22 protein-coding genes and 1 pseudogene are annotated in these 26,220 nt (G+C 61.3%); 15 read left to right on the plus strand and 8 right to left on the minus strand.

Translation table 11 applies throughout. The features are described 5' to 3' along the window. Window positions 1-134 precede the first annotated feature (134 nt). The 3 genes from BLV67_RS22655 to BLV67_RS22665 all read left to right on the plus strand — a co-directional run bounded on the left by BLV67_RS22655 (window position 135) and on the right by BLV67_RS22665 (window position 4,740). Window positions 135-1,901, plus strand: a complete 1,767-nt coding sequence (locus tag BLV67_RS22655; RefSeq protein WP_069788160.1) for an ATP-binding protein — start codon at window positions 135-137, stop codon at window positions 1,899-1,901. After that, window positions 1,895-3,220 carry a sigma-54-dependent transcriptional regulator gene (locus BLV67_RS22660; protein WP_069788161.1) on the plus strand — a complete coding sequence of 442 codons (1,326 nt, stop codon included), beginning with the start codon at window positions 1,895-1,897 and terminating at the stop codon, window positions 3,218-3,220. Before BLV67_RS22655 ends, BLV67_RS22660 begins: the two co-directional genes overlap by 7 nt. 200 nt (window positions 3,221-3,420) lie before the next feature. Then, window positions 3,421-4,740, plus strand: coding sequence for an MFS transporter (locus BLV67_RS22665; protein WP_069788162.1), 1,320 nt, complete (start codon window positions 3,421-3,423; stop codon window positions 4,738-4,740). 116 nt (window positions 4,741-4,856) lie between these two features. On the opposite strand, the gene BLV67_RS22670 is transcribed toward BLV67_RS22665, so the two are convergent. Beyond that, the gene (locus BLV67_RS22670; RefSeq protein WP_069788163.1) at window positions 4,857-5,612 is read right to left on the minus strand and encodes a COG4705 family protein; all 756 of its coding nucleotides are present in this window, start codon (window positions 5,610-5,612) and stop codon (window positions 4,857-4,859) included. Window positions 5,613-5,803: 191 nt separating this feature from the next. Here BLV67_RS22670 and BLV67_RS22675 point away from each other — a divergent pair, with 191 nt between their 5' ends. After that, window positions 5,804-6,424: a flavin reductase family protein gene (locus BLV67_RS22675; RefSeq protein WP_069788194.1), complete on the plus strand. Its 621-nt coding sequence runs from the start codon at window positions 5,804-5,806 to the stop codon at window positions 6,422-6,424. A gap of 97 nt (window positions 6,425-6,521) precedes the next feature. Here the strand turns inward: BLV67_RS22675 and BLV67_RS22680 are convergent, their stop codons facing one another. After that, window positions 6,522-6,803, minus strand: a complete 282-nt coding sequence (locus BLV67_RS22680; protein ID WP_056858655.1) for a hypothetical protein — start codon at window positions 6,801-6,803, stop codon at window positions 6,522-6,524. Window positions 6,804-6,811: 8 nt separating this feature from the next. Then, window positions 6,812-7,153: an antibiotic biosynthesis monooxygenase family protein gene (locus BLV67_RS22685; RefSeq protein ID WP_065930419.1), complete on the minus strand. Its 342-nt coding sequence runs from the start codon at window positions 7,151-7,153 to the stop codon at window positions 6,812-6,814. A gap of 328 nt (window positions 7,154-7,481) precedes the next feature. Between BLV67_RS22685 and BLV67_RS22690 the strand changes: the two genes are divergently transcribed. Next, a complete protein-coding gene (locus tag BLV67_RS22690) occupies window positions 7,482-8,411 on the plus strand; it encodes an AraC family transcriptional regulator (protein ID WP_065930418.1) in 930 nt (309 codons plus the stop codon). 138 nt (window positions 8,412-8,549) lie between these two features. Here the strand turns inward: BLV67_RS22690 and BLV67_RS22695 are convergent, their stop codons facing one another. From BLV67_RS22695 to edd, 4 genes are all read right to left on the minus strand, one after another. After that, complete coding sequence (locus tag BLV67_RS22695; RefSeq protein WP_201024761.1) at window positions 8,550-9,977, minus strand: ATP-binding protein; 1,428 nt, start codon at window positions 9,975-9,977, stop codon at window positions 8,550-8,552. A 31-nt stretch (window positions 9,978-10,008) separates the two neighbouring features. Continuing rightward, complete coding sequence (locus BLV67_RS22700) at window positions 10,009-10,743, minus strand: response regulator (RefSeq protein ID WP_017139770.1); 735 nt, start codon at window positions 10,741-10,743, stop codon at window positions 10,009-10,011. A gap of 153 nt (window positions 10,744-10,896) precedes the next feature. Then, window positions 10,897-11,853 carry a glucokinase gene (locus BLV67_RS22705; protein WP_065930417.1) on the minus strand — a complete coding sequence of 319 codons (957 nt, stop codon included), beginning with the start codon at window positions 11,851-11,853 and terminating at the stop codon, window positions 10,897-10,899. Then, a complete protein-coding gene (edd, locus tag BLV67_RS22710) occupies window positions 11,850-13,676 on the minus strand; it encodes a phosphogluconate dehydratase (protein WP_069788164.1) in 1,827 nt (608 codons plus the stop codon). Before edd ends, BLV67_RS22705 begins: the two co-directional genes overlap by 4 nt. A gap of 221 nt (window positions 13,677-13,897) precedes the next feature. Between edd and gap the strand changes: the two genes are divergently transcribed. From gap to BLV67_RS33750, 8 genes and pseudogenes are all read left to right on the plus strand, one after another. Beyond that, a complete protein-coding gene (gap, locus tag BLV67_RS22715; protein ID WP_065930415.1) occupies window positions 13,898-14,899 on the plus strand; it encodes a type I glyceraldehyde-3-phosphate dehydrogenase in 1,002 nt (333 codons plus the stop codon). A 160-nt stretch (window positions 14,900-15,059) separates the two neighbouring features. Continuing rightward, window positions 15,060-15,578, plus strand: a complete 519-nt coding sequence (locus BLV67_RS22720; RefSeq protein WP_065930414.1) for an RNA polymerase sigma factor — start codon at window positions 15,060-15,062, stop codon at window positions 15,576-15,578. Window positions 15,579-15,652: 74 nt separating this feature from the next. Beyond that, on the plus strand, window positions 15,653-16,621 hold the full coding sequence (locus tag BLV67_RS22725) for a FecR family protein (protein WP_065930413.1): 969 nt from the start codon (window positions 15,653-15,655) through the stop codon (window positions 16,619-16,621). A 116-nt stretch (window positions 16,622-16,737) separates the two neighbouring features. Then, the gene (locus BLV67_RS22730; protein WP_069788165.1) at window positions 16,738-19,293 is read left to right on the plus strand and encodes a TonB-dependent receptor; all 2,556 of its coding nucleotides are present in this window, start codon (window positions 16,738-16,740) and stop codon (window positions 19,291-19,293) included. A gap of 135 nt (window positions 19,294-19,428) precedes the next feature. Further along, window positions 19,429-20,037, plus strand: coding sequence for a biliverdin-producing heme oxygenase (locus BLV67_RS22735; protein ID WP_069788166.1), 609 nt, complete (start codon window positions 19,429-19,431; stop codon window positions 20,035-20,037). A 156-nt stretch (window positions 20,038-20,193) separates the two neighbouring features. Continuing rightward, on the plus strand, window positions 20,194-20,595 hold the full coding sequence (locus BLV67_RS22740) for a YbaN family protein (RefSeq protein ID WP_017139762.1): 402 nt from the start codon (window positions 20,194-20,196) through the stop codon (window positions 20,593-20,595). Window positions 20,596-20,875: 280 nt separating this feature from the next. Then, window positions 20,876-22,015, plus strand: a pseudogene (locus BLV67_RS33745) (methyl-accepting chemotaxis protein); the annotation flags it as partial. 102 nt (window positions 22,016-22,117) lie between these two features. Beyond that, window positions 22,118-22,873, plus strand: a complete 756-nt coding sequence (locus BLV67_RS33750) for a methyl-accepting chemotaxis protein (protein ID WP_371919053.1) — start codon at window positions 22,118-22,120, stop codon at window positions 22,871-22,873. A gap of 119 nt (window positions 22,874-22,992) precedes the next feature. On the opposite strand, the gene BLV67_RS22750 is transcribed toward BLV67_RS33750, so the two are convergent. Then, window positions 22,993-23,556 carry an NAD(P)H nitroreductase gene (locus BLV67_RS22750; RefSeq protein ID WP_065930409.1) on the minus strand — a complete coding sequence of 188 codons (564 nt, stop codon included), beginning with the start codon at window positions 23,554-23,556 and terminating at the stop codon, window positions 22,993-22,995. A gap of 139 nt (window positions 23,557-23,695) precedes the next feature. Between BLV67_RS22750 and BLV67_RS22755 the strand changes: the two genes are divergently transcribed. Beyond that, window positions 23,696-25,123, plus strand: a complete 1,428-nt coding sequence (locus BLV67_RS22755; protein WP_069788168.1) for a di-heme oxidoreductase family protein — start codon at window positions 23,696-23,698, stop codon at window positions 25,121-25,123. Window positions 25,124-25,154: 31 nt separating this feature from the next. Then, entirely contained in the window at window positions 25,155-26,219 is a 1,065-nt protein-coding gene (locus BLV67_RS22760; RefSeq protein WP_068931446.1) for an imelysin family protein, read from the plus strand. Window position 26,220 lies beyond the last annotated feature (1 nt).

Raw genomic sequence — 26,220 nt, forward strand, 5'->3', positions numbered from 1 at the left:
GGTCAGTCAATTTAACTGTCACTGATACACCGCATTCGCGAGCAAGCCCGCTCCCACACAAGCCGCGCTCACCACAAAATACAGTCCTACTCATGCTATGGTGCTTGCCCCTTACCGCGCCTGTTCATCACCGTATGATCGTGATCCCTCGCCCCCTGCGACTGACTTTCTACTCGCTGTTGATCATCGCCGGCGCCGTGCTGGCCGCCGCCTTGGCCACCCGTCATGCCGAACGTCAGGCCTTGGTGGATGACGCCGCTCGCGCCAATCAGCAATTGGCGCTGTATGCCAATTCGCTGCACACCCTGATCGAACGTTACCGCGCCCTGCCCGCCGTACTGGCGCTGGATTCAGAAATGATCAGCGCCCTCAAAGCCCCGCTGGACACCGCTACCCAGGACTTGCTCAACCGCAAGCTGGAGCGCATCAACGGTGCCGCACAGTCTTCCACCCTGGAACTGATGGACCGTAACGGCCTGGCCGTGGCCGCCAGTAACTGGAACCTGCCCAGCAGCTATGTCGGGCACAACTACGCGTTTCGTCCGTATTTCAGCCAGACCAAAAGCCAGGGCACCGGGCGTTTTTATGCGGTGGGGGTGACCACCGGCATTCCGGGTTATTTCCTCTCCAGCGCCGTGGTCGATGAACACGAGCAGTTCCTCGGCGCCATGGTGGTGAAGCTGGAGTTCCCCGAACTTGAGCGCGAATGGGCCCAAGGCAACGACCTGCTGCTGGTCAGCGATGCGCGGGGCATCGTGTTTATCGCCAACCAGCCGGGCTGGCGTTACCGTAACTTGCGCCCCTTGTCGGCCAATGACCTTGCCGAACTCAAGGCGACTCGCCAATACGACAAGAAACAGCTGCAGCCGCTGGACACTCAGACGCTGCAGCGCTTTGACGAAAACAGCCACTTGATGCGGGTCAACGGCCCCGACGGCAACGCCCATTACATCTGGGAATCCCTGCCGCTGAAAGCCGAAGGCTGGACCTTGCACCTGCTGCGCAAACCGCAGTTCGCCTTTGAAGACCAACGCAACGCCGGCCTTGCCGCCGCCGGTTCATGGCTGGCACTGGTGTTTCTGCTGCTGTTCCTGAACCAACGCTGGCGCCTGGCCCGCTTGCGCCAACGCAGCCGCGAAGAGCTTGAACAGCTTGTCGAAGAGCGCACCCAGGCGCTGCGCACCGCGCAGGACGGCCTGGTGCAGTCGGCCAAGCTGGCGGCCCTGGGGCAAATGTCCGCCGCCCTCGCCCATGAAATCAACCAGCCGCTGACCGCCCAACGCATGCAGTTGGCGACCTTGCGCCTGCTGCTCGATCACGGCCGCGTGGACGATGCCTATAAGGCACTGACGCCGCTGGACGACATGCTCACACGCATGGCGGCGCTCACCGGCCACCTCAAGACCTTCGCGCGCAAGAGCCCCAGCGGCCTGCGTGAGCGGCTGGATTTGGCCACGGTGGTCGACCAATCCTTGCACCTGCTCGACGCCCGTCTGCGCGATGAAAGCATTGGTGTGGTGCTGGACCTTAGCCGCCCTGCCTGGGTGCGTGGTGACGCGATCCGCCTGGAGCAAGTGCTGATCAACCTGCTACGCAATGCGCTGGACGCCATGGCCGACAAACCGCGCAAACGCCTGGAAATCCGCCTGCACGCCGACCAGCAGCTGTGGCAACTGACCGTCAGCGACAGCGGCGGCGGGATAGCCGAAGCGCATCTGAACAGCGTGTTCGATCCATTTTTCACCACCAAACCGGTGGGCGACGGGCTTGGCTTGGGGTTGGCCGTGTCCTATGCCATCGTGCATGAACTGGGCGGGCGCCTGCTCGCCGGCAACCGTGGCGACGGCGCGGTATTTACCCTGACCCTGCCTATCGCGCTGGAGACACCCGACCTATGTTGAACGCAGTGATTGTGGTGGATGACGAGGCGAGTATTCGCTCCGCCGTCGAACAGTGGTTGAGCCTGTCGGGGTTTGAAGTGCAGTTGTTCAGTCGCGCCGAAGAATGCCTGGCACATCTGCCCAAGGACTTTCCTGGCGTCATTTTGAGCGACGTGCGCATGCCCGGCCTCAGCGGCCTGGAGCTGCTGGCCGAAGTGCAGCGGCGTGACGCCGACTTGCCGGTGATCTTGCTCACCGGGCATGGCGACGTGCCGATGGCCGTGGAAGCCATGCGTGACGGTGCCTACGACTTTCTGGAAAAGCCCTTCAGCCCGGACGCACTGCTCAACAGCCTGCGCCGCGCCTTGGACAAACGCGGGCTGATCCTGGAGAACCGTCGCCTGCATCAACAGGCCGACCATCGGGCGCAGCTGGAGTCGAGCCTGCTCGGCGTGTCCCGTGGTTTACAGACCCTGCGCCGCCAAGTGCTGGACCTGGCCAGCCTGCCGGTCAATGTGCTGATCCGTGGCGAAACCGGCAGCGGCAAGGAACTGGTCGCGCGCTGTTTGCATGACTTTGGCCCACGGGCCAAAAAGCCCTTTGTCGCGCTCAACTGCGCGGCCATCCCCGAGCAGCTGTTTGAAGCCGAGCTGTTCGGCCACGAAAGCGGCGCGTTCACCGGCGCCCAGGGCAAACGCATCGGCAAGCTGGAATATGCCCACGGCGGCACGCTGTTCCTGGATGAAATCGAAAGCATGCCGCTGGCCCAGCAGGTCAAATTGTTGCGGGTGTTGCAGGAACAGAAACTGGAGCGACTGGGCTCCAACCAAAGTATCCATGTGGACTTGCGCATCATTGCCGCCACCAAGCCCGACCTGCTCGAAGAGGCCCGCGCCGGGCGTTTTCGCGAAGACCTGGCGTACCGCTTGAACGTCGCGCAACTGCGCCTGCCGCCGTTGCGCGAGCGGCGTGAGGATATTCCGCTGCTGTTCGACCACTTTGCCCAAAGCGCCGCCGAGCGCCTGGGCCGCAGCGCCGAACCGTTGAGCGGTGCGCAACTGGGGCGCCTGCTCAGCCATGACTGGCCGGGCAATGTGCGCGAGCTGGCCAACGTCGCCGAACGCCAGGTGCTGGGCCTGAGTGAACCGGAGCCGGAAGGCGTCGAGGCCGGGCAATCCCTGGCGGCGCAGCAGGAGGCGTTCGAGGCGCATTGTCTCAAGGCTGCGTTGACGCGGCACAAAGGCGATATCAAGGCGGTGTTGGCCGAGCTGCAACTGCCGCGCCGTACCTTGAATGAAAAGATGCAGCGGCATGGGTTGGTGCGGGAGATGTTTCTGTAGCTGTTTTCGAAGACGCCATCGCAGGCAGCCATAAGCGGATTTCCGCTCACCACCGCAAAACCATCAGCAACTTTCCGCTCAAAAAAATCCTGTAACCCTTCTATTCCGGGCCTTCATCTGTTTGGCACAGCTCCTGCTATAGCCCAAACCAGGCTGCGTTCGCGCCGCTCCATAAAAACAACTAGATGAAGGATCCTTCAATGGATAACTCCAACGCCCTGCCTCTGGGGTCGGCGGCTGCGCCGGCTAAAGAGCGCACCACTTCCAGCCGCATCAAATCGATCTTCAGTGGCTCCGTCGGCAACATGGTCGAGTGGTACGACTGGTACGTCTACGCGGCCTTCTCGCTGTATTTCGCCAAGACGTTCTTCCCTGCCGGTTCTTCCACCGCCCAGTTGATGAACACCGCCGCCATCTTTGCCGTGGGCTTTATCATGCGCCCGATCGGTGGCTGGCTGATGGGGCTTTACGCTGACTACAAGGGTCGCAAGGCGGCCTTGATGGCCTCGGTATTGCTGATGTGCTTCGGCTCGCTGCTGATCGCGCTGACGCCGGGCTACGACACCATCGGCATCGGCGCGCCGATCCTGCTGGTGTTTGCACGCTTGCTGCAGGGCCTGTCGGTGGGTGGCGAGTACGGGACCTCGGCCACTTACCTGAGTGAGATGGCGACCAAGGAGCGTCGCGGTTTCTTCTCCAGCTTCCAGTACGTGACCCTGATCTCCGGCCAGCTCATCGCCCTGGCGGTATTGATCGTGTTGCAACAAACCCTGACCACCGAGCAGCTGTATGCCTGGGGCTGGCGCATCCCGTTCGCCATCGGCGCGCTGTGCGCAGTGGTCGCGTTGTTCCTGCGTCGCGGCATGGAAGAGACCGAGTCGTTCACCAAAAAGGAAAAAGCCAAGGAAAGCGCGATGCGCACCTTGATGCGTCACCCCAAGGAAGTGATGACGGTGGTCGGCCTGACCATGGGCGGCACCCTGGCCTTCTACACCTACACCACCTACATGCAGAAATACCTGGTGAACACGGTGGGCATGAGCATCTCCGACTCCACCACCATTTCGGCCGCCACCCTGTTCCTGTTCATGTGCCTGCAACCGCTGGTGGGCGGGCTGTCGGACAAGGTGGGCCGCCGACCGATCCTGATCGCCTTCGGCATCCTCGGCACGCTGTTCACCGTGCCGATCCTCACCACCCTGCACACCATCCAAAGCTGGTGGGGCGCGTTCTTCCTGATCATGGCGGCGCTGATCATCGTCAGTGGCTATACCTCGATCAACGCGGTGGTGAAAGCTGAACTGTTCCCGACCGAGATCCGCGCGCTGGGCGTGGGCCTGCCGTATGCGCTGACCGTGTCGATCTTCGGCGGTACGGCTGAAGTGATTGCGCTGTGGTTCAAGAATATCGGCATGGAGACGGGTTACTACTGGTATGTGACCGCGTGTATCGCGGTGTCGCTGGTGGTTTACGTGACCATGAAAGACACCCGTAAACACTCGCGTATCACCACGGATTAAAGATTTAACGCGGTAAAAAATGTGGGAGCTGGCTTGCCTGCGATAACGGTCTATCAGTCTTGGATTCATTGACTGACATACCGCCATCGCGGGCAAGCCCGCTCCCACATTTTGTTTCAGGAGGCGTCCGCTATTGCGCTGCGTCCATACCGACGCTGCGCGTACGCCGCCCCGGCAATCATCACCACCAGCACCGCCGCCAGCACCGCCGATGAGCCGATGGTGCCGAAATCCAGCCCGCCTTTTTCGTGAGGTTTGGTGAGGAAGTCGCCCAAGGTCGCGCCAAACGGGCGGGTCAGTACAAATGCCACCCAGAACAGCAGCACTGACGATATCTGTGTGAAGTATTTGAGTGCGACCACCACCGCAATCGCCGAGCCGATCAGCAAGGCGCCGCCGCCAAAGCCCAAGCCCGAGTCGTCCGCCAGGAAGTCGCCCAACGCAGTGCCCAAGGTGTTGGAGAACAGAATCGCCATCCAGTAAAACAGCTCGCCCCTGAAGGTCTGCACCTTATTCACGTTCAGCGAATCACCACTGACGTGCCACATCGCGAAGATGATCAGCAAGATTGCAATCAGGATCATGGAGCCGGTGGCATAACCAAGGCCCAAGGTGCGGTCCATAAAGTCCGACATCGTGGTGCCGGCCGTGCTGGTGGACAGGATCACGATCCAGTACAGCACCGGGTTGTAGGTTTTCGACCAGAGCTGTGTCAGCAGGGTGACGAGAAACACGCTGATCAGGATCATCGAGCTGATGGCGTAGCCGACGTTAAGGGTCATCGAGAGCAAATCCCCGGCGGTTTCGCCCAGGGTCGTTGCGCAGATTTTCATGACCCAGAACGCCAGGGTGATCTGAGGAAGTTTGTTCATGTGCGAGAAGGCTCCGAAGCTCAGTCTTTCAATCGGCCGACTTAAAGGGGGCCGACCTGGCGCGCAGACTGAACGCGGGGCTGTGAAAAATAGGTGGGCAATCAATGAAAATTCCATACGCGCGATGGAAATTCATCGCCCTGGATTGCACTATGACGGCCTCCCCCAACGCGCAGCAGGAACCCTGGCCCATGTCCGACGATATCCACTTCTACGAACCCGCCAACGGCCACGGCCTGCCCCATGATCCGTTCAATGCCATCGTAGGGCCACGGCCGATTGGCTGGATTTCGTCACACGACGCCGCTGGCCGCCTGAACCTGGCGCCCTACAGTTTCTTTAACGCGTTCAACTACATTCCGCCGATCATTGGGTTTTCCAGTGTCGGGCGCAAAGACAGCCTGAACAACATCGAACAGACCGGTGAGTTCGTGTGGAACCTGGCAACCCGCCCGCTGGCCGAGCAGATGAACCAGAGTTGCGCGGCCGTCTCGCCGGACGTGAATGAATTCGAGTTATCCGGCCTGACGCCGGTGGCCTCGAAAATCGTCGCGGTGCCACGGGTAGGCGAAAGCCCGGTGTCGTTTGAATGCAAGGTGACGCAGATCATTCAACTGCAGCGCGCCGACAAGGCGTTGGTGCCGAGTTGGCTGGTGCTCGGTGAAGTGGTTGCCGTGCACATTGCCAAGTGGCTGCTCAAGGATGGGGTTTACGACACGGCAGCCGCGGAGCCGATTTTGCGTGGCGGTGGCCCGGCGGATTATTTCCAGCTGGGGTCGGAGGCGTTGTTCAAGATGTATCGCCCGCGCTGACCCGATACTGCCCAACAAACACAACAGAACCCTGTGGGAGCCGGGCTTGCCCGGCTCCCACATTTGATCTTTGTTGAGCGATATAAAGTGTTCGGCTTCAGCTTGCGGCTGTTGCCCAAGTCAGCTGACCGTCTTCGTCCACATCAACCAGACATTCAAGTTGCAGCGTCGCTGCATCGTCGGCGTCGGAGGCGGTCTTGAAGGTCTGGCCAGCCAGGATCTTGTGAAACTGCGGGGCGCCCATGCCATCGAGTGCCTTGACGGCGACGGCGGCGCTGTAGCCACCCTCTTCTTCACGCACTAATGCAGAAACGGCTTCGTGATGGGCAAATTGTTTACGTGCCATGTTGCAGGTCCCGGCCAATGGAAAGTCGGCCATTCTAACCGCTAACCGGCCAGTTGCAGGTACTCACCGTAGGCATGGGCGGCGGATGCGTCGGTGAAGGTCTGGAAGTCCATGCTGCGCACGACCATGTCGTTCAACAGCTCGGTAAAGATCATCAAGGCAGGGGAACTGAAGTAGGCGCTCATCGCCTGCTCGCTGCTCCAGAAGCCCGAGACCAGCCATACATCGGGATCGACCTGGGAATGCTGCAACGAGAATTGCAGGCAACCCTGAGCCTGACGGCCCGGTTCGATCAAACTGCTCAAGCGTGCACCGAGTTCGGTGCTGCACCCGGTACGGGCACGGATAAAGGCCATATGGCTCGCGGGAATGGGGGTGGACATGTTCGACTCTCCCGTTGAGAAGTGATGCTCGGCAAGCACTGTGAGGGCGTGTTGCCACAGGATCAAAGATAGCGGCGCGAAGGCGGGCGCAGTTAGTCGATTCCTGCAGGCTTATTGCACAATCCTGCGAGAAGCGTAGATAAGACGTCTGGCCCCCGGGATTTATTCCACGCCCATACTCAGTGTTTCAGGCAGATGACAGGCTCCCCACTTGCCCGATTCACGACATATCGCAGGATCAGGCAAGGATTGAGCAGAATCGACGTAACACCTTTTGAAATGCCGCCGCTAAGCTGATCCCATCAAAGCAGTCAGTAGAGGACACCCCATGTCGTCGCCCGAAACCAAGCCAATGCCCCTCGATGCCGAGATGGAAAAACAACGCGCCGAGCTGGCCAGCATTGTTCACCGTCACACCTGGGAAGATGGCTCCTACGGCACGGCAATCACCTCGCTGTATCTGAACCGCCACAACACGCCCCGCGACTTCATGCCGGTGCTGGTGGAACCCGCCTTGTGCATCCTGGCCAGTGGCAGCAAGGAAGTGCGCCTGGCCGACGAAATCTTTGCCTACGACCCGCTCAATTATCTGGTGTTTTCGGTGGCGATGCCGGTCGCCGGGCGGATCATCGACGCCACACCGCAAGACCCCAACCTGTCGGTGCGCATCAATATCGACCCGGCCCAGCTCACCGCGCTGATCGCCGAGGCGGGCCCGATGGGCGTGCCGTCGCGGCCGACATCCCGTGGCATGTACGTTGACCGCATCGACAACCAGTTGCTCGACGCCGTGCTGCGCCTGACGCGGCTGCTGGACACGCCAAAAGACATCGCCATGCTCGCGCCCCTTATCAATCGCGAGATCCTTTATCGCTTGCTACGTGGCCCACAGGGTTACCGGCTGTATGAAATCGCCGTGGCCAACAGTCAGAGCCATCGCGTGAGCCAGGCGATCAAGTGGTTGAACGGCAACTTCGAACAACCGCTGCGCATTGATGACCTGGCCAAGGAAGTGAACCTCAGTGTTTCGACCTTGCACCATCGTTTCAAGGCGATTACGGCGATGAGTCCGCTGCAATACCAGAAGCAACTGCGGCTGCAGGAAGCACGGCGATTGATGATTGCCGAAGGGCTGGAGGCGTCGGCGGCGGGGTATCGGGTGGGGTATGAAAGCCCGTCGCAGTTCAGCCGGGAATACAGCCGGTTGTTCGGGGCGCCGCCGCTGCGGGATTTGGCCCGGCTGCGCCAAAGTATCTGACTCAACCGGGATCAAAATGTGGGATTGGGCTTGTGTGGGAGCTGACTTGCCGGCGATGCAGGTACCCTGTTCTTTCAGTCAGACCGCGGTGATGCTATCGCAGGCAAGCCAGCTCCCACAGTTGATCGGTGGTGTTAGTCAGTCCAGGGTTCGCGGCAGTTGTAAGGTCACCCGCAAACCGCCTTCGCGCAAATTCTGCAAACTCACTTCCCCGCCATGGCTGTGGGCAATGTTGCGCGCGATGCCCAGGCCCAAGCCGTAACCCTGCTGCTGCCCGGCCAGTCGGAAGTGCGGCTCAAACACTTGCTCCAAACGCTGCTCCGGCACGCCGGGGCCTTCGTCATCCACATGCAGGATGAACTCCACGCCATCGTCCTCGATATGCAAATGCGCGTTCTGCCCGTACTTCAGGGCATTGTCGATCAGGTTGCCGATGCAGCGCTTGAGCGCCAGCGGTTTGCCCGGATAAGGGGTCAGCGCCCGGCCGTGCTGGGTGATGCGACCATTACCGTTCGGCGCCAGGTACGGCTCCACCAGGCAATCGAGCACGTGATTGAGGTCGACCGGCTCGATGTTTTCGTGGATGTCGGTGTCTTTGACGCACTGCAACGCGCCCTTGACCAGCAACTCCAACTCATCCAGGTCGCGGCCGAATTTGGCTTGCAGGTTTTCGTCTTCCAGCAACTCCACGCGCAGGCGCAGGCGCGTGATCGGCGTGCGCAAATCGTGGGAAATCGCGCTGAACAGTTGGCTGCGCTCGGTGAGGTAGCGGCTGATGCGTTCGCGCATGGCATTAAACGCACGGCCCACTTCCACCACTTCGCTGCCACCGCCTTCGGCCACCGGCTCCACGTCGGCGCCCAGGGACATGTCCCGCGCTGCCCGCGCCAGGCGCTTGAGCGGCCGGCTTTGCCAGTGCACCAACAGGCCGATAAACAGCAGCAGGAAACCGCTGGTCAGCACGATAAACCACACTTGCTGCGACGGCAGGCCTTGCTCTTCCAAACTGGTGTAGGGCTCGGGCAGCAGCGAGGCGATGTACAACCATTCGCCGGGTGCCAGCTGGATTTGTGTGACCAGCACCGGCGGGTTCACCGGCTCCAGGGTCAGGGCGTAATGCGCCCAGGAACGCGGCAGCTCATCAAGCTTGAGGCCCGCGTTGAAAATACGCAGGTCCTCGGCGCTGACGAATTCCACCGAGATAAGCACGTCGCTGCCCAGGGTTTGGCGCAGCACTTCGTCCACGGCTTGCAGCACCGCCTGCTTGCGCGGGGTCTGCGGCAGAATCTGCATGTCCAGTGGGCGGTCGTTGAGGGTCACCACAAAACGCGTGCCACCCATGCTGCGCAGCTGGTCGAGCACCAACGGGCGATAGGCCACCGGCAGCGAGCGAAAGTAACTCACACTGGCCGTCATCGAATGCGCCAGGCTGCGCGCGCTGGTCACCAGGCCTTCGAGCTGGGTGGCGCGCAATTGCGACACCCAGATCACGCTGGACAGCGCCTGGGCGAACAGCACCACGAGCAAGGTCAGCAGTAACATGCGCCCCAGCAGCGAACGCGGCACCGGAAAGCGCCGGCGGCGCTCGGTCAGTGGCTCAGTGGGCATTGCCGGCAACCACGCTGGCTGCCAGTTGATAACCGCTGCCACGCACCGTGCGGATCAGCCTTGGAGGTTTTTCGGTATCGCGCAGGCGTTGGCGCAGGCGGCTGACGGCCATGTCGACGATACGGTCCAACGGCATCAGGTCGCGGCCACGGGTGGCATTGCCGATGGTGTCGCGGTCGAGAATCTGTTGCGGGTGATCGAGAAACAGTTTGAGCAAGGCAAAGTCGGCGCCGGAGAGGATCACCTCTTCGCCGTCCACGTGAAACAGGCGATGGCTGATCATGTCCAGGCGCCATTCATCGAACACCAGCACATCGCCGCCGCCCGTGCGTTCCTGGCCAAACTGGGCGCGGCGCAACAGGGCTTTGATCCGCGCCTGCAGCTCGCGGGGGCTGAAAGGTTTGCCGATGTAATCGTCGGCGCCCAGCTCCAGGCCGATCACGCGGTCAGCTTCGTCGGAACTGGCGGTCAGCATGATGATCGGCACCTGCGCCTGGCGCGGGTGCTGGCGAATCCAGCGGCAAAGGCTGAAACCGTCTTCGTCCGGCAACATTACATCGAGGATGACCAGGTCGCACGGCGCCTCGTTCATCGCCTGGCGAAACCCCGCGCCATCCGGCACGCCACGCACCTGGAAGCCGGCGCGACTGAGGTAGGTCTGCAGCAATTCGCGGATTTCCTGATCGTCGTCGACCAGGAGAATCGATTTACTGATTACGCTCACGGGGTCCTCCTTGTTGTTATGGCCAAGCTTAAATCATTTGTTGCCCTTGAGGCCGCTTTCGCGAGCAAGCCCGCTCCCACATTTGACCGGGTTCCAACTTTGGAATGCAGTCGAATGTGGGAGCGGGCTTGCTCGCGAAGGGGCCTTCAGTCCCTACGCAAAAGCCTGCTCAAGTGCCACACCGGCCCCGGTCAACCCGGAATACGGCGCCGTCACCAACCACACCGGAATACCTTTGAAGTAGTCGCTCATGCAGCCCTTGTCGCTGAAGCTCTTGGCAAAACCGCTGTTGATAAAGAAGTCGGCAAACCTCGGAATCACCCCGCCCACGATGTACACACCACCACGCCCACCGGTGGTGAGCACGTTGTTACCGGCCACACGGCCCAGCCAGATGCTGAACTGGTTCAACACTTCCATGGCCACCGGGTCGCCGGCCAGGCCCGCTGCCGTGATGGCTTCCGGCGTGTCCAGCACCGGCGTGTGCCCGTCGACCGCACAAATGGCGCGGTACACACGAGGCAGGCCGCCACCGCTCAGCGCGGTCTCGGCGCTCACATGCCCAATCTCGCTGTGAATGTGCTGCCACAACTGGGTTTCACGCGGGCTGCTCAGCGGCAGGTCGACATGGCCGCCCTCCCCCGGCAATGCCGCGTAACGGCCTTCGCCCAAGTCCAGCAAGGTGCCCACACCCAGGCCCGTGCCTGGGCCGATCACCACGGCTGGGCGCAAGGGCTCCGGCGTTCCGTGGCAGACCACGCGAAACTCATCGGGTTTGAGCCGCGTCATGCCCAGGGCCATGGCCGTGAAGTCATTGACCAGCAGCAATTCATCAACCTGCAAGGTTTTGCAAAACGCAGTTTTGCTCAGCCGCCAGTGGTTGTTGGTGAATTTAAATTCATCGCCACTCACCGGCCCGGCGACCGACAGGCACACCGCGCCGATGTCCCCGATTTCCAGGCCTTCTTCCTTGAGGTACACCTTGATGGCTTCCTCAGGGCTATGGTGATCCGCCGTGGCATGCACGCGGATCGAATGCAGTTCCTGATCCCGCCACAACGCAAAACGGGCGTTGGTACCACCAATGTCACCGACCAGCGCAAGCTTCACTTAAGCGTCTCCAAGGCAGAGGTAAAGGCGCTGGCGCCCTGCTCTGCGGAGCTTGCGGCCAAGCGCATAAATGCAAACAGCTCGCGACCAGCCCCCACGTTGTTGCCCAACAGGCCCGTGGCAGGCGTGCGCGCTGCAAGTTCTTCGGCGTCCACCTTAAGCTCCAAGGTGCCTTTTACGCCATCGACGCGAATGATATCGCCATCCTTGACCCGCGCCAGCGGCCCGCCGCTCTGGGCTTCGGGGTTGACGTGAATCGCGGCGGGGATCTTACCCGAGGCGCCGGACATACGCCCGTCTGTTACCAACGCGACTTTGAAGCCACGGTCCTGCAACACGCCGAGGAACGGCGTCATCTTGTGCAATTCCGGCATACCGTTGGAGCGCGGCCCCTGGAAGCGCATCACCGCAACGAAGTCTTTTTCCAGTTGGCCGGCCTTGAACGCATCGGCCAAATCCTGCTGATCCTGGAACACCACCGCCGGTGCTTCAACGATCTGATGCTCCGGCGCCACCGCCGAAACCTTCATCACGCCACGGCCAAGGTTGCCTTCCATCACGCGCAAGCCGCCTTCGGGCGAGAACGCACGGGCTACGGGGCGCAGGATGGTTTCGTCGAGGCTTTCGATCGGGCCGTCGCGCCAGATCAGTTCGCCGTCGACCAGGAACGGTTCCTGGGTGTAACGGCTCAGGCCCTTGCCGGCTACGGTGTTGACGTCTTCATGGAGCAAGCCGGCTTCAAGCAGTTCGCGGATCAGGAACGACATGCCGCCCGCTGCCTGGAAGTGGTTGATGTCGGCCTTGCCGTTCGGATACACGTGGGACAGGGTCGGCACCACCTCGGACAGGTCGGCCATGTCCTGCCAGGTGAGGATGATGCCCGCCGACATGGCGATGGCCGGCATGTGCAGGGTGTGGTTGGTGGAACCACCGGTCGCATTGAGGGCGACGATGGAATTGACGATGGATTTTTCGTCGACGATCTCGCCAATCGGCGTGAAGTCACCGCTGGCCTTGGTCAGGCGCGTGACCTGGTGCGCGGCTTCGCGGGTCAGCGCATCACGCAGCGGCGTGTACGGGTTGACGAACGAAGCGCCCGGCAGGTGCAGGCCCATCACTTCCATCAGCAACTGGTTGGTGTTGGCGGTGCCGTAGAAGGTGCAGGTGCCGGGGCTGTGGTAGGACTTCATCTCCGATTCCAGCAGCTCTTCGCGGCTGGCCTTGCCTTCGGCGTAACGCTGGCGCACGTCGGCTTTCTGCTTGTTGGAGATGCCCGACGGCATAGGGCCGCCCGGTACGAAGATCATCGGCAGATGGCCGTAGCGCAGCGCGCCCATCATCAGGCCAGGGACGATCTTGTCGCAGATGCCCAGCATCAGCGCGGCATCGAACATGTTGTGGGACAGCGCTACCGCCGTCGACATGGCAATCACTTCGCGGCTCAGCAGGCTCAGCTCCATGCCGGGCTCGCCTTGGGTCACGCCGTCGCACATGGCGGGCGTGCCACCGGCGAACTGGCCGACCGAGCCGACTTCGCGCAGGGCTTTCTTGATCTGTTCAGGGAAATGTTCGTACGGCTGGTGCGCCGAGAGCATGTCGTTATATGACGAAACAATTGCCACGTTGGCGGCATTCATCATGCGCAGGCTATTTTTATCTTCAGTGCCGCAACCGGCCACGCCGTGGGCAAAGTTGGCGCATTGCAGCTTGCCGCGCATCGGGCCGTCGCTGGCCGCGCCGCGAATGAGCGCAAGGTAAGCCTCGCGGGTTGCACGACTGCGGGCGATAAGCCGTTCGGTGACCTCAATAACGCGGGGATGCATGTGTAGAACTCCAGGCTAACGGATGTGGCGACCTGAGTGTCTATGCTGATCAAACGCCCGCAGCGCATGGGATGGCAGGGTGTCGTTTGAATCATCGGACCAGTTGATTCAGGTCACTCGTTGTAGATTGAACAAAATATTGCCACTAAAAAGGCTTGTTTTCTATTTTTATGCGAATAATCTTGTAATTCTTACAACAAATCGACGACAGGCACTTTCCAATGACTCTTCGTATCGCAATCAATGGTTTTGGCCGTATCGGCCGTAATGTCCTGCGCGCACTGTATACCCAAGGCTACCGCCAGGATTTGCAGATCGTCGCCATCAATGATCTGGGCGACAGCTCGATCAACGCCCACCTGCTCAAATACGACACCGTACACGGCACTTTCGAAGCAGAGGTCGCCCACGATCAGGAAAGCCTGACCGTCAATGGTGACCGGATTGCCGTCAGTGCCATTCGCAACCCGGCCGACCTGCCGTGGGCTGCACACAAGATCGACGTGGTGTTCGAATGCACCGGTCTGTTCACCGACCGTGACAAGGCTGCCGCCCATATTACCGCCGGCGCGCGCAAGGTGATCATCTCGGCCCCGGCCAAAGGCGCGGACGCCACCGTGGTTTACGGGGTAAACCATGACATTTTGCGTCAGTCGCACCAGATCATCTCCAACGCGTCGTGCACCACCAACTGCCTGGCGCCTGTGGCTCAGGTGCTGCATCGCGAGCTGGGCATCGAAAGCGGCCTGATGACCACCATTCACGCCTACACCAACGACCAGAACCTCACCGACGTGTACCACACCGACCCGTACCGCGCGCGTTCGGCCACCCAGAACATGATCCCGAGCAAGACCGGCGCCGCCGAAGCAGTCGGCCTGGTACTGCCGGAACTGGCGGGCAAGCTGACCGGCATGGCCGTGCGGGTGCCGGTGATCAACGTGTCGTTGGTGGACCTCACCGTGACGCTGAAGAAAGAAGCCACGGCCGAGCAAGTCAATGCACTGCTGAAAGAAGCCAGCCAGCACTCGAAAATCCTCGGCTATAACACCCTGCCGCTGGTTTCGAGCGACTTTAACCATAACCCGCTGTCGTCGATTTTCGATGCCAACCACACCAAGGTCAGCGGCAAGTTGCTCAAAGTGCTGGCGTGGTATGACAACGAGTGGGGCTTCTCCAATCGTATGCTGGATAACTGCCTGGCGCTCTGCAACGCCGAGTAAACCGACCAGGTTGTTGATCGTTCCCACGCTCTGCGTGGGAATGCCGCCTCGGACGCTCCGCGTCCCGCTGCTAAGTGGCGACGCAGCCTCTCAAAGTGCCACTTGCCATTTGAGTTGATGATAAGCATTATCATTAACTGCAAACCGGTCTGGTATCACTGTGAGCCAATCTCGCTTCAACCAAGTCTTTCTCACCCAGCGGGTGATTCTGCTTCGCACCTTGCAGCGGATGGTGAATAACCACAGCACCGCCGAGGACCTGTTGCAGGAAACTTACCTGCGCGTTACGCGGGCGCTCAGCGAGCGGCCGATCGATCACCTCGAACCCTTCGTCTATCAAACCGCGCGCAACCTGGCGCTGGACCATCTACGCTCGCGCCGCATCCAGGCCCGCACACTGCAAGAAGATGTGCCGCTGGACGTGCTGCAGAGTGTCGCCGCGCCGATGAGCACGCCCGAAGACGCCACCCAGGCCGAGCAATTGCTCGAACACCTGAGCGTCAGCCTGGGCCAGTTGAGCGCGCGCCAGCAGCAGATCTTCATCCTCAGCCGCCTGCACGGTTGCAGCTACCAGGAGATTGCCGATCAGTTGCAAGTGTCCTTGAGCACGGTGCAGAAGGAACTGAAATTGATCATGGCCATCTGTGTAGGAGTGGCCGAACGGCTGGATCAGCCTTAAGCTTCACCCGACAGAAGTGTCGAACCAGGCTGTAGGAAAAATGAATAGAACGTGGCGAAGACCCGAGGAACACCGTGACGGACCCGAATAAACTGCGCCCCCATGAGCTGGCTCATGAGGTGTTGCAAGACGCGGCCATGGACCAAGCTCTCGACTGGCTGATCGCCTTGCAATGCCCGCAACCGGGGCAGCAAGCCGAGTTCGATGCCTGGCTGGCCAGCGACCCGGCGCACCTGCTCGCCTTCAGCAAGGCCCAGGCCGCCTGGGGCGGCGCGCCGGTTCACAGCGCCGCCGTGGCCCTGGCAGTGCCGCGCAAACCCAGCGCGTGGCGGCGTATCAAGCCGCATTGGAAACCCCTGGCCACCGCCGCTGTGCTGCTGATCGGTCTGTTCAGCTTCAGCAGCCTGCCCGTGCGCTTGCAAGCCGACCACCTCACCGTCGTCGGTGAACGCCAGCGCCTGCAATTGGATGACGGCTCCAAAGTGTTACTGAACACCAACTCGGCGTTTTCCAGCAGCATCAAGGACCACCAGCGCGTCGCCCGACTGTTCCAGGGCGAAGCTTTTTTTGAGGTGGCGCCCAGCCGTGGCCTGCCGCTGGAGATTGACGCCGGCCCCGTGCGCGCCAGCGTGCGCGACACCGACTTCGCCGTGCGCTACCTCAATGGCGAAGCCCAGGTGCAGGTGCAGCGCGGCGACGTGGACTTGAGCAATACCTTTGACGATGCCCGCGTGCGCCTGAGCGCCGGTGAGAGTATCCGCATCGGCCCCAAAGGCTTCGGCCAACCGGCCAAACTGGATGCCGGTAAAGACTTGGCGTGGGTCCAGGGCCGCCTGGTATTCGAAAACTGCCCGATGAGCGAAGTGCTCGCCGAGTTGCGTCGCTATTACCCCGGCTGGATCGTCAACACCAACGACAAGCTCGCAAGCGTGGCCGTCACCGGCAATTACCGCCTCGATCAACCGCTGGATGTGGTGCGCTCCCTGGCGCACATCACCTCGGCCAAGCTCTCGGAATACCCGGCGCTGGTCATCTTGAACTAAATGAGAATTATTTTTACTCGATAATCACCGGTGGTTCGTCTCGTTATAGCCAATGCAACTGATTCCTATTTGATTCAGCTCGCAACTATAAGATTCGTATCCCCGGAGCGCTCTCGATGTCCTCTCGTTTCAACCGCCGGTCCTCTTCGCCCGTCCTGTCGCTGCTAACCGCCGCCATCCTGCTGGCCAGTGCACCGGTGATGGCCGCCGAACCTGCCGCGCGCAGCCACGGCAATTACAGTTTCAGCATCGAACAGCAGCCCTTGGTATCGGCGTTGAATGCCTTTACCAGCGTGACCGGCTGGCAAGTCGGCTTGCCGGCAGAGCTCGGCCAGGGTGTGTCGTCCCCCGGCGTACGCGGCGCACTCTCGCCGGAAAAGGCCCTGGACCGGCTGTTGCTGGGCACCAACCTGAGCTACCGCAAACTGGGCAATAACAACATCGTGCTGGAAAAGCGCCCGGCCGGCAGCACGCTCAACCTGCAACAGGTGACCATCAGCGCCACCCGCAGTGAGCAGGACGTCAACAGCGTGCCAAGCACTGTCACCGTGCATGCGCGTGAGGAGCTGGACCGCCAGAACGTGAATACCATCCGTGAGCTGGTGCGTTACGAGCCCAACGTGTCGGTCGGCGGCGCAGGCACCCGCGCCAGCAACGCCGGCTACAACATCCGTGGCATCGACGGCGACCGCATCCTCACCCAGGTAGACGGTGTGGAAGTGCCGGACAACTTCTTCAACGGCCCGTACGCCAAGACCCGTCGCAACTACGTCGACCCGGAAATCGTCAAGCGCGTGGAGATCCTGCGCGGCCCGGCGTCAGCCCTGTACGGCAGCAGCACCATCGGCGGCGCAGTGAGCTACTTCACCCTGGACCCGGACGACATCATCAAGCCCGGCCAGGACGTCGGCGCCCGCCTCAAAACCGGCTACAGCTCCGCCGACGACAGCTGGCTGACCTCCGGCACCGTTGCCGGCCGCGTGCAGGACTTCGACGGCTTGCTGCACCTGAGCCAGCGCAATGGCCATGAAATGGAGTCCTACGACGGCAACAACGCCACCGGCCTGGCCCGCACCGGCGCCAACCCGGAAGATGCGCGCACCACCAATATCCTGGCGAAAATGGGCTGGAATTATGGCGAGGACAACCGTCTTGGCCTGACCTACGAGAAATTCAAGGATGATCGCGACGTCAACTTGAAGAACGCAGTGGGCGGACCGTTCATCGGCGGTCGCGGAATGAACCTGTACCGCGCCCGCTCGGGTAACGACACCATCACCCGCGAGCGCTTCGGCCTGGAAAACACCTTCGGCCTCAACTCGCCGATGGCTGACCGTATCAAGACCAGCCTCAATTACCAGATCGCCAAGACCGACCAGAGCACCGCCGAAATCTACCAGCCGGGCCGTCGCGTCATGCGCACCCGTGACACCCTGTACGAAGAAAAACAGTGGGTTTTCGACGTTCAGTTGGACAAGGCGTTCAGCCTCGGTGAAACCGATCACCAGGTCACCTACGGCACCACCCTCAAGCAGCAGAAAGTCAGCGGTTCGCGCGAGGGCTCGGCCTACTGCCTCGCCGTCGGCTCAGGCTGCACGGCCATCGGCGCGCCCAGCCCGTCTGCCGGCGACAGCGTGAAAAAGTCCAGCGACTTCCCGGACCCGACCATTAACACCTACTCGCTGTTCGCCCAGGACCAGATCACCTGGGACAAATGGACCTTCCTGCCCGCCGTGCGTTACGACTACACCCGGCTCAAGCCCAAGCTGACCCAGGAATTCCTCAACACCGTCAACCCGACCGGCGCCTACCCGGTCAGCGACAAAGAAAAAACCTGGCACCGCGTCACGCCAAAATTCGGCCTGACCTATGCGCTGACCGATCAGTACACCTGGTTCGGCCAATATGCCGAGGGCTTCCGCACCCCGTCGGCCAAGGCGCTTTATGGCCGCTTTGAAAACCTCAACCTGGGCTACACCGTCGAGCCGAATCCGAACCTCAAGCCGGAAACCAGCAAGGGCATCGAAACCGGAATTCGCGGCCAGTTCGACGAGGGCTCCTTCGACATCGCGGTGTTCTACAACAAGTACCGCGACTTTATCGACGAAGACGCCTCGGTCGCCGGCGGCGACATCCAAACCTTCGAAGCCAACAACATCAAGCACGCCACTATCAAGGGCGTTGAAGCCAAAGGCCGCCTGAACCTGGACGCGTTCGGCGCACCACAAGGCCTCTACACCCAGGGTTCGGTGGGCTACACCTACGGCCGTAACGACGACAACGGCGAGCCGCTCAACAGCGTCAACCCGCTTAAAGGCGTGTTCGGCCTGGGCTACGAGCAGGAGCAATACGGCGCGCTGGTCAGTTGGACGCTGGTGAAGAAACAGAACCGTGTCGACAGCACCACCTTCCACGCGCCGGATGGCAGCACCAGCGCGCCGTTCAAGACCCCGGGTTTTGGCATGGTCGACCTGACCGGCTTCTACAAAGTCACCAACGACGTGACCATCAACGGCGGTATCTACAACCTCACCGACAAGAAGTACTGGAACTGGGATGACGTGCGCAGCTACGACGGCGTCGGCGAAGCCGGCGTGACCGCGCCCGCCAACCTCGACCGCCTGACCCAGCCGGGTCGCAACTTCGCGATCAACCTGATCTGGGACATCTGACCGCCGCTCTCACCTCGCCGCCCTATATCAGCGGCGAGGTGAGGTTTTTTTACTGTGCCGCGTCTTCTTGTTCGTCTAGTTGATAACAGCTCTCTTTAGAGCCCCCAGGCGCTCCCCTTCTCAAGGATTTTTTCGATGACCGCTTCTCCTACCGCAGAACGCCCAAGCCTGCGCTCCCAGCGCCTGAACCAGATCACCCACGCGCCACACACCAGGCTCGACGCCCTGGTCAAAGCCCACGCGCCGTTTGAAACCCCAGCCAACTTCGCCCGTTTTGTGGTGGCGCAGTACCTGTTCCAGTCGGAACTGGTGGCGCTGTACAACGACCCCGAGTTGATCAAGATCGTCCCGGACCTGGCTGAGCGCTGCCGCGCCGAGGCCGCCAAACTCGACCTGGCCGACCTGGAAACCGAAGTACCGGCACCGGTTGCCGGCGCGGTAAAAAACCCGAGCAAAGCCGAAGCCATGGGCTGGCTGTTCGTGTCCGAAGGCTCCAAGCTGGGCGCTGCATTCCTGATCAAGCGCGCCGTGGGCCTGGGCCTGAGCGAAACCTTCGGTGCCCGTCACCTGGGCGAGCCGGCCGGTGGCCGCGCTGAAGGCTGGAAGCGCTTCACCCGCACCCTCGACGGCCTGGAGTTCAGCGCCGAAGAAGAAGCCGCGGCAGAAAAAGGTGCCATCGACGCGTTTGTGCGCTTCACCGTGCTGCTGGAACAGGCGTACGCTAGCGCCCCTGAACTGGCGTAACACTTGAATTGAAATGCAATCAAATGTGGGAGCGGGCTTGCTCGCGAAAGCGGTCGTTCAGCTAATAAATTTATTGACTGACACACCGTATTCGCGAGCAAGCCCGCTCCCACATTTGAAACTTATTTCGAATTGATTTTTGTGATCACCCGACCCATGACCGGCAAAACCCAATCCACCTCAAAAATCGCCCAGTTGCTCTTCGGCCTGCTGGCCTACGTCAGCCTGGGCATTGGGTTGGTGGCTATTGTCATACCGGGTTTGCCCACCACTGAATTCATCCTGCTGGCCGCCTGGGCCGCGACTAAAAGCTCGCCGCGCCTCAGCGCCTGGCTGGAAAACCACCGGCTGTTCGGACCGATTCTGTTCAACTGGCGCAATGGCAAGATCATCGCGCGCCGGGCCAAAGTCAGCGCCACCGTGAGCATGCTGCTGTGCGCCGTGCTGATGCTGGTGATGCTCGATCACGGCTGGCCGATCTACCTGGCGATTGCCGGGATGAGCCTGGGCAACCTGTGGATCTGGTCGCGCCCCGAACGGCTTGCAGCCCCCGTATAACGCGGCGTGTAGTCTTTTTCCGACCGCTCATCGCCTTTCCCTCATGAAACATCCATTTACGCCGATGTTCCGGACATAGCGCCGAATGGACTTGGCTCGCCCTGCTTGCATTTCAACGAGTCCAATCGCGAGTGAACCTATGTTCGACACCCTCTCCATCCGCTTGAAAATCGTGCTGCTGTCGGGCCTTTGTCTGCTGGGGGTGATAGCGCTGATCATCAGTATCAACCTGTACGAGACCGATCAGAATGACCATTTGATCAGCGATTCAAGCTCGCGAATGCTCACCCAAAACGTTCAACACCTGCTGCAAGCCAAGGCCGCCGAACAGGCGGTGCAGTTACAGAAAACCTTTGGCGAAAACCTCGTGGTGGTCACCGCGCTGGCCGATCACGTCAAAGACCTGCGCGCCCTCGCCAACAAACGAGCGCTGGAACCCGGCGCCTTGCGAGAAGAGCTCAACCAGAGTGTCAAAACCGCCTTTGAGCGCAACAGCAAGGTACTGGGCATCTGGCTGTCATTCGAACCCAATGGCCTGGATGGCAAAGACAGCGACTTCGTCAACGACAAAACCCGCGTTTCCAATGAAAAAGGCCGTTTCGCCAGCTACTGGAGCCGCGCTGGCGGCGAAGGACTGAACACGGTGATGGTCGAGGCTGACCTGACCAAAACCTCCCTCAACCTCAGCGGCACGCCCTACAACATTTGGTACACCTGCCCACGGGACACACGCACGGTGTGCCTGCTCGACCCGTATTCCGATGAAGTGGCCGGCAAGCAGGTGCTGATGACCACTATTTCGCTGCCGCTGATCGTCGACGGCAAAGTCATCGGCGTGGTCGGTATCGATCTGGCGCTCAATACGCTGCAGGCGATGACGGACGCGGCGCAAAAAGAACTGTTCGACGGCGCGGCGCACCTGGAGATTCTGTCCAGCACCGGTTTGATTGCGGCGTACAGCGGCCAGCCGGACAAAGTCGGCAAGAATCTGATCGACACCCTCGGCAGTGAAGGCAAGGAAATCGTGCAACTGATGGCCAACGATACCCGCACGATCCGTGAGCAAGATGACACGATCCGCGCCGTGTACCCGGTCAAGCCGATTGCCGACGCCAAGGCCTGGGGCGTTGTGATCAAACTGCCCAAGAACGTGATGCTGGCCGACACCTTGAAACTGCAAGACGTGCTCGACAAAGCCCAGGCCTCGGGCACGCTCAAAGCCTTGCTGGTCGGCGCCGCTGCTGCCTTGCTCGGCCTGCTGCTGATCTGGCTGACCGCCACCGGCGTGACCCGGCCGATCAACACCGTTGCGGCGATGCTTAAAAACATCGCCAGCGGCGAAGGCGACCTCACCCAGCGCCTGACCTACGCCAAGAAGGACGAACTGGGCGAGTTGGCAAACTGGTTCAACCGCTTCCTCGACAAGCTGCAACCGACCATTGCGCAAATCAAACAGAGCATTACAGAAGCACGTGGCACGGCGGACCAGTCCTCAGCCATTGCCCGCCAGACCAGCGAAGGCATGCAGGTGCAGTTCCGCGAAATAGACCAGGTGGCCACTGCCTCCAATGAAATGAGCGCCACCGCCCATGATGTGGCCAACAGCGCCTCCAACGCTGCCAGCGCCGCCCGTGGCGCAGACCAGTCGGCGCGTGACGGCATGTCGATCATTGAACAGAGCACCCGCGACATCACCACGTTGGCCGAAGAGGTCAGCAAGGCCGTGACCGAAGTGGAAGCGCTGGCGGTCAACAGCGAACAGATCGGCTCGGTGCTCGAAGTGATCCGCAGCATTGCCGAGCAAACCAACCTGCTGGCCCTGAACGCCGCCATCGAAGCGGCACGCGCCGGAGAAAGCGGGCGCGGGTTTGCGGTGGTGGCCGACGAGGTGCGCAACCTGGCCAAACGGACTCAGGACTCGGTGGAGGAAATTCGCCTGGTGATCGAGCGCATCCAGAGCGGCACCCGTGGTGTGGTGGCGACCATGCATTCCAGCCAGCAGCAGGCCCAGAGCAATGCCGGGCAGATCCATCAAGCCGTGCAGGCACTGGGCAAGATCAGTGACGCGGTCACGGTGATCAGCGACATGAACCTGCAGATCGCCAGCGCCGCCGAACAACAGAGCGCCGTGGCCGAAGAGGTCAACCGCAACGTCTCGGCGATCCGCACCGTGACCGAAACCCTCACCGGCCAGGCCACCGAGTCGGCGGCGATCAGCAGCCAACTGAATGCGTTGGCGACCCAGCAAATGAAGTTGATGGATCAGTTCAAGGTATAAACCCGATCCTCAAAACAATGAAGATCCCTGTGGGAGCTGGCTTGCCCGCGATGGCGGTGGGTCAGTCAGTACATCCATGACTGACAGGCCGTTATCGCGGGCAAGCCAGCCTCCCACAATCAGACGCCAGTCCAGGCCTGAACGAACGCCGCTACATCTTCCTTGGCCGCCGTGCGCGGAGGATTCTGCGGCGTACCGAGATAGAGGAAGCCAATCACTTCCTCATCCGCCGTCAGCCCCAAGCCTTTAGCCACATGGGCCGAGTAGGACAACTCACCGGTGCGCCACACCGCCCCGATCCCCTGCGCATACGCCGCCAGCAAAATACCGTGGGCCGCACAGGCAGCCGCCAGCAGTTGCTCGGATTTAGGTACTTTAAAGTGCTCTTGCAACCGCGCTATCACCACCACCACCAACGGCGCACGCAGCGGCCCATTCTGAGCCTTGTCGATAGCGGCTTGCGGTGCGTCGGCGTCCTGCAGGCGTGCAGCTTCGGCCAGCAGCGTGCCCATCTGCTCACGGGCGGCGCCTTCTACGGTGAGGAAGCGCCATGGGCGCAGTTGGCCGTGGTCGGGCGCGCGCATGGCGGCGGCGAACAGCACGTCGCGCTGCGCCTGGGTCGGCGCCGGTTCCAGCAGACGCGGCACGGAAACACGGTTGAGCAAAGCGTCGAGAGCCTGCATTGGCCACCTCCAGAAAAAATGTGCGGTCATTCTAGCGGGAATGAATCGGATTCCACCAAACGATAATTGCTCTTATTCAATCCGCCCTGCCCTGTTAGACTTTGCGGCCTTATTTTTCGCCTTAGCCGCAGGAAACCCGATGGTCCGTTCGCCTCTTCGTCTGTGTGCAGCATTGCTGGCCTTGAGCCTGACTGCCTGCGATGACGCGCCCAGATTCACCAAGGCAGAACCGGGGGAATCACGGGCGGGCGGCGCGACGACGGTGAACAAGCGCGATCAGAACGCGTTTTCCCTGCCTTCGGCCAACCTGGCACCCACCCGTCGCCTGGATTTCAGCGTCGGCAACAGCTTCTTTCGCAGCCCCTGGGTGATTGCGCCGTCCACCACCACCGCGCGTGATGGCCTGGGCCCGCTGTTCAACACCAATGCTTGCCAAAACTGCCATATCAAGGACGGCCGTGGCCATCCGCCGCTGCCCGACGCGCCGAATGCGGTGTCGATGCTGGTGCGCCTGTCGATTCCGGCTGCGCCTGTGGATGCCAGGCTCATCGAGCAGATAGGTGTGGTGCCTGAGCCGGTTTACGGTGGCCAATTGCAGGACATGGCCGTGCCGGGCGTAGCGCCTGAAGGCAAAGTGCGGGTCGACTACACGCCCGTCAACGTGACTTTCAAGGACGGCAGCGTGGTCGAGTTACGCAAGCCAAACCTGCAAATCACCCAGCTGGGCTACGGCCCGATGCACCCCGAAACACTTTTCTCGGCGCGGATTGCACCACCGATGATCGGCCTGGGCCTGCTCGAAGCCATCAGCGATGCCGACATTCTGCGCAACACCGACGCGAAAACCGCCGACAAGGAAGCCCTCGTCGGTCGCGCCAATTGGGTCTGGGATGACGCGCAGCACCAAACCGTACTCGGGCGTTTTGGCTGGAAAGCCGGGCAACCCAACCTCAATCAACAAAATGTTCACGCGTTTTCTGGTGATATGGGCCTCACCACGTCCCTGAGACCCTTTGATGACTGCACCGAAGCCCAAGTCGCCTGCAAACAGGCGCCCAATGGCAATGGCCCCGAGGGCGAGCCGGAAGTCAGCGATAACATCCTGCGCCTGGTGCTGTTCTACACCCGCAACCTTGCCGTGCCGGCACGCCGTGGCGTCAACACGCCGCAGGTGCTCGCCGGTAAAAACCTGTTCTACCAGGCCGGTTGCCAGGGTTGCCATAAGCCGACGTTCACCACGGCGGCCACGGCCGCCGAACCTGAATTGGCCAACCAGGTGATTCGCCCATACAGCGACCTGCTGTTGCACGACATGGGCGAAGGCCTGGCCGACCACCGCAGCGAGTTCAAGGCCGGCGGCCGCGACTGGCGCACGCCGCCGTTGTGGGGCATTGGCCTGACGCAGGCCGTAAGTGGTCACACCCAGTTTTTGCATGATGGCCGCGCCCGTAACCTGCTCGAAGCCGTGCTCTGGCATGGCGGTGAAGCACAAGCGGCGCAGCAGCATGTGTTGTCCTTTAATGCCGAGCAGCGTGCTGCGTTGCTGGCGTTCCTGAATTCCTTATAAGCATTGCCACACTGACAGAAGGGAGCTCGACATGTTCCGTCCCAAGTTGCTGTTCACCAGCCTTGCCGCCCTCGCCCTCGGCGCCTGCTCGCCCCAGGACCCGCAAGCGGTGACCTCGGCGGCCATCGCCAAGCAAGTGATCCTGCCCACCTACAGCCGCTGGGTTGAAGCTGACCGCCAGCTGGCAGTCAGCGCCCTCGCCTACTGCCAGGGCAAGGAAAGCCTGGAGACGGCCCGCGCCGACTTCCTGCACGCGCAAAAAGCCTGGGCTGAGTTGCAACCGCTGCTGATCGGCCCGCTGGCCGAGGGCAACCGTTCGTGGCAAGTGCAGTTCTGGCCGGACAAGAAAAACCTGGTGGGTCGCCAGGTCGAACAGCTGGTCAGCGCCCAGCCGCAGATCGACGGTGCCGCCCTGGCCAAGTCCAGCGTAGTGGTGCAAGGCCTGTCGGCTTACGAATACATCCTCTACGACGCCAAGACCGACGTCGCCGACGAAGCCCAGAAAGCCCGTTACTGCCCACTGCTGGTGGCCATTGGTGAGCGTCAGAAAACCCTGGCCGAAGAGATCCTGGCCAGCTGGAACAGCACCGACGGCATGCTCGCGCAGATGACCAAGTTCCCGAACCAGCGCTACGCCGATTCCCACGAAGCCATCGCTGATCTGCTGCGTGTGCAGGTCACCGCACTGGATACCTTGAAGAAAAAACTCGGCACACCGATGGGCCGCCAGACCAAGGGCATCCCGCAACCGTTCCAGGCCGATGCCTGGCGCAGCCAGTCGTCCCTGCAAAGCCTGCAAGCCAGCCTCGCGGCGGCCCAGACCGTGTGGGTGGGTGTCGACAACAAAGGCCTGCGCGGCCTGTTGGGGTCCGAGCAGAAGCCGCTGGCCGACAAGATCGACGCCGCTTACGCCGCCTCGCTCAAGCTGTTCGCCAGCAACCAGCGCACGCTCAACGAATTGTTGGCCGATGATGCCGGGCGCCAGCAACTTAACGACATTTACGACAGCCTCAACGTGGTCCACCGCCTGCACGAAGGTGATCTGGCCAAGGCGTTGGGCATCCAACTGGGCTTTAACGCCAACGACGGTGACTGAT

Origin of the sequence: Pseudomonas salomonii (assembly GCF_900107155.1) — a bacterium.
GTDB classification, from domain to species: Bacteria; Pseudomonadota; Gammaproteobacteria; order Pseudomonadales; family Pseudomonadaceae; genus Aquipseudomonas; species Aquipseudomonas salomonii.

Excerpts from the sequence above, each read along its gene's own strand:
- BLV67_RS22655 (WP_069788160.1), top strand. The coding sequence starts at position 135 with ATGATCGTGATCCCTCGCCCCCTGCGACTGACTTTCTACTCGCTGTTG.
- BLV67_RS22660 (WP_069788161.1), top strand. The coding sequence starts at position 1,895 with ATGTTGAACGCAGTGATTGTGGTGGATGACGAGGCGAGTATTCGCTCC.
- BLV67_RS22665 (WP_069788162.1), top strand. The coding sequence starts at position 3,421 with ATGGATAACTCCAACGCCCTGCCTCTGGGGTCGGCGGCTGCGCCGGCT.
- BLV67_RS22670 (WP_069788163.1), bottom strand. The coding sequence starts at position 5,612 with ATGAACAAACTTCCTCAGATCACCCTGGCGTTCTGGGTCATGAAAATC.
- BLV67_RS22675 (WP_069788194.1), top strand. The coding sequence starts at position 5,804 with ATGTCCGACGATATCCACTTCTACGAACCCGCCAACGGCCACGGCCTG.
- BLV67_RS22680 (WP_056858655.1), bottom strand. The coding sequence starts at position 6,803 with ATGGCCGACTTTCCATTGGCCGGGACCTGCAACATGGCACGTAAACAA.
- BLV67_RS22685 (WP_065930419.1), bottom strand. The coding sequence starts at position 7,153 with ATGTCCACCCCCATTCCCGCGAGCCATATGGCCTTTATCCGTGCCCGT.
- BLV67_RS22690 (WP_065930418.1), top strand. The coding sequence starts at position 7,482 with ATGTCGTCGCCCGAAACCAAGCCAATGCCCCTCGATGCCGAGATGGAA.
- edd (WP_069788164.1), bottom strand. The coding sequence starts at position 13,676 with ATGCATCCCCGCGTTATTGAGGTCACCGAACGGCTTATCGCCCGCAGT.
- gap (WP_065930415.1), top strand. The coding sequence starts at position 13,898 with ATGACTCTTCGTATCGCAATCAATGGTTTTGGCCGTATCGGCCGTAAT.
- BLV67_RS22730 (WP_069788165.1), top strand. The coding sequence starts at position 16,738 with ATGTCCTCTCGTTTCAACCGCCGGTCCTCTTCGCCCGTCCTGTCGCTG.
- BLV67_RS22735 (WP_069788166.1), top strand. The coding sequence starts at position 19,429 with ATGACCGCTTCTCCTACCGCAGAACGCCCAAGCCTGCGCTCCCAGCGC.
- BLV67_RS22740 (WP_017139762.1), top strand. The coding sequence starts at position 20,194 with ATGACCGGCAAAACCCAATCCACCTCAAAAATCGCCCAGTTGCTCTTC.
- BLV67_RS33750 (WP_371919053.1), top strand. The coding sequence starts at position 22,118 with ATGCAGGTGCAGTTCCGCGAAATAGACCAGGTGGCCACTGCCTCCAAT.
- BLV67_RS22750 (WP_065930409.1), bottom strand. The coding sequence starts at position 23,556 with ATGCAGGCTCTCGACGCTTTGCTCAACCGTGTTTCCGTGCCGCGTCTG.
- BLV67_RS22755 (WP_069788168.1), top strand. The coding sequence starts at position 23,696 with ATGGTCCGTTCGCCTCTTCGTCTGTGTGCAGCATTGCTGGCCTTGAGC.
- BLV67_RS22760 (WP_068931446.1), top strand. The coding sequence starts at position 25,155 with ATGTTCCGTCCCAAGTTGCTGTTCACCAGCCTTGCCGCCCTCGCCCTC.